This window comes from Robinsoniella sp. (assembly GCF_034124845.1).
Window position 1 is genome coordinate 1 of record NZ_JAWYAJ010000140.1, and the last position, 2,977, is coordinate 2,977.

General features: G+C 39.5%; 3 protein-coding genes. All 3 read right to left on the reverse strand.

The genetic code is table 11. The features are described 5' to 3' along the window. On the reverse strand, positions 1-1,255 hold a 1,255-nt coding region (locus ACH2DQ_RS06670), incomplete at its 3' end, for an AAA family ATPase (RefSeq protein WP_395026063.1). A 10-nt stretch (positions 1,256-1,265) separates the two neighbouring features. Beyond that, entirely contained in the window at positions 1,266-2,201 is a 936-nt protein-coding gene (locus tag ACH2DQ_RS06675) for a hypothetical protein (RefSeq protein ID WP_394915433.1), read from the reverse strand. Between the two features lie 11 nt (positions 2,202-2,212). Next, the coding region (locus ACH2DQ_RS06680) for a tyrosine-protein phosphatase (protein ID WP_394915434.1) at positions 2,213-2,977 on the reverse strand (765 nt) is incomplete at its 5' end.

The following is a 2,977-nucleotide window of genomic DNA, read 5'->3' on the forward strand; positions in this document are numbered from 1 at the left end:
TATCGTTGAGCACAGCTGCCTTAACCATATTCTGCCGGGCAACCAGAATCGTTTGTTCTATAACCTCCCCGAAAATTTCTGCATCCCGCATAAGTCCGCAGGGCGGTGAATCCAGGATTATATAATCCATTTCCTGAGCCGCCTGCTCCAGCAGCTGTTTCAATCGTTCCGATGCTAATGCCCTGCAGCTATCATCCACGCTGACCGATCCAAAACAATAATAATATCCAAACTCCTTGTTCAGTGAAATTACATCGCTGTATGTATTGATACCTTTCAGATATGATGAAATTTCTTTATCCGGGTTTATTTTTTTATCAAAGATCTTATTTAATGCAGGACGCTTCAAATCGGTGTCAATTAACAGTACCTTTTTTCCCTGCATAGCCAAAGCCAATGCCATATTTGCAGAAACAGTGGATTTACCTTCATTCTCCAAAACACTGGTTATCATAACACTTTTAGCATCACGGCTTTTCATCTTTCGCTGAAACACATTTACAATCCGATTCAGATTTCTGGTATATACAAAACTTACAGTGGGATTCGTGAGCAAAATGCTTTTTTTTGCCTGTTTTTTTTCATAGAGTAATTCTCCAAGATAATCCGCATCTATTTTCTGCCTTGCCTGTATTGGATTTTGAATTCTTCCGTTAAAAATACTTCCAAATGTTATAACAGCACTGCCTGTTACGAAAACAAGCAAGGATATAATAATTGCAAAATATCCTGCTTGGCTGCCCTCTTTCGTAATCCGTTCTGTAGCAGGTACTCCCATCTTTTCCATTAGATAACCACCGGTTACATAAGAAGAAACCTTGGGATAATTTTTTATAGCTGATGTTAAAATACAAAAGGAATGCTCCGCATCCGATGCCCGCGATTCTAAAAGTATCATGTTTGATCCTTCTACCACCGCTGCTTCTAAAGTTCCCCTCAGTGCATCACGATTTAAATCCTCTTTAATCCGGCTGATTAATACCTCACTGTTCAATGCACTGGCGCACCTTTCTACTACGCTGTTCATATTATAGTCATTTAAAGATCCGCTGGAATTATCCCTGGATACAACCACCATATTTATTCTGGAAACATACTGATCACTTTTATAGGTTTTTAAAATAATATAAGCCCAAATTCCGACTATACATGCTAACATTAGAATGTATATGCCATTTTTCATCAATGCTCTGCGTATTGCTCTGTAATCTATGCCAAGATTGGGCCGTGCGTTGTAATTACTGCTAAAATTCATGTCTGCCTCCCTACTCCACGACCACAACTTGTTCTGCATTACAGGTATATGCCCCGTCCTCAGATGTATAAGAATAAATTGTGGAATAAACTCCTTTTTCCTTTGTATTGACAGTTGAAGTACAGTTGATCTTAGAAATATTCACCCAATTTCCGGGCTTTTTTAAAACCTCTGCCTCCGTTACTTCTTTAGTCTCTCCACTTGCTTCTACCGAAATCATGGGACCGTAATCAATACTTAAATTTGTCTGGTCGAAAACATAATCCACATCATCCAGCGGTTCATAGTTATCCCCTGTATTTAAATAGGAAATATATTTCTTCAGTATAATCTGGGGTTTAAAAGTACGTTCCTCATAGCTGTCCTCATAGATTTCCACTTTAACCGGAAGTCTTGCCTCGTCACCTACGCTGTTCGTCACAGTAAGCATACAGTCATATATTCCGGCTTTGGGGTTGTCTTCAAATTTATCTGCACCTTCTATTTTAACGAAAGGACTGATATCCCCATCAATACAGTCTTCTGCCGTTACATAATTTAACAGAAAGATATTGTCACTCTGAGCGAACCGAAGCGGTTCTTCAATTGAAAAACGCGGTTTATGATAGTTTTGATAACGCAGTTTCCTAGTTAAGTGTCCGATATTGCTAGACTTGTCAAATGCCGCATATGATATGTAAAATTCGTTGTCTGCACCCTTTAAATCTTTTTCAATGTTTTCAATCATCAAGGTATCAGAAACATCTCCATCCACCTGATCGAAAGCCGTAATTCCTTTCCTCAACAGCTGTGGGCTGTCGCCTATGTTTGCCTCTATTTCTTTTAAATCACACGTAAGCTTAGGACCTTGCGTATCTCTCTGCCTGTTCATCTGAAATAGAAATAAGCAGGCATAAACAATAGATACAGCCCATATTACGCAAATTGTTAACTTGAACCACTTCATAATATCTCCTTTTATAAAATATCTTCATCCCTTAAGATTCTGGCCGGATTATCCATCAGCAAAAGCTTTGCATAAGCTTCCGAAAACTCCCGGCATAATATTCTTCTTATCTCTGTCATGCTGCTATTTCTATACCTGGTGCCATGCGCATCCGAGGCTACTGCATGAGCCAGATTGGAATTTAAGATTTGATAAGCCAGTCTCTGTTCCTCGCTGCCAAACTCGCCTAAGACACTCCCCTTATTTATCTGCATAAGGCATTTCTGACGGACGAAATCATAAATCAGATCAGGATCTTCCTGAAAAAAATAATATCTTTCCGGGTGGGCGATAATAACCTTATAACCTTCTTTTTGGAGACGATAAACAGAATCAAATACAAACTCAATATTTTCGTCAAACAAAAACTCTGCTAATACATATCTGGTTTGATTCAACGTCAGCAGTTTTCCCTGCCGAAGTTTCTCTATAACGCCTTCTCCCATACAGATTTCCATTCCGGAATATAAGGCAACCGGTATTTCCAATTCCTTTAATATGTACCGCAATTTTCTGATCCTCTGCTTATATTCTTCCACCCCTTCAAAAGAACCGTTACCATGCACTACTGCAGTAATTCCTGCAACACCGCTGTCATAAGCAAGGCTGATCATCTCCAGGGCTTCCTCCACCGTTGACGCACCATCATCTAATCCCGGCAGCATATGGCCATGGATATCAATCATATTTCTCAACATTCCTTTCGCTTCGCTCAAGGCACAAACAAATAATGAAAA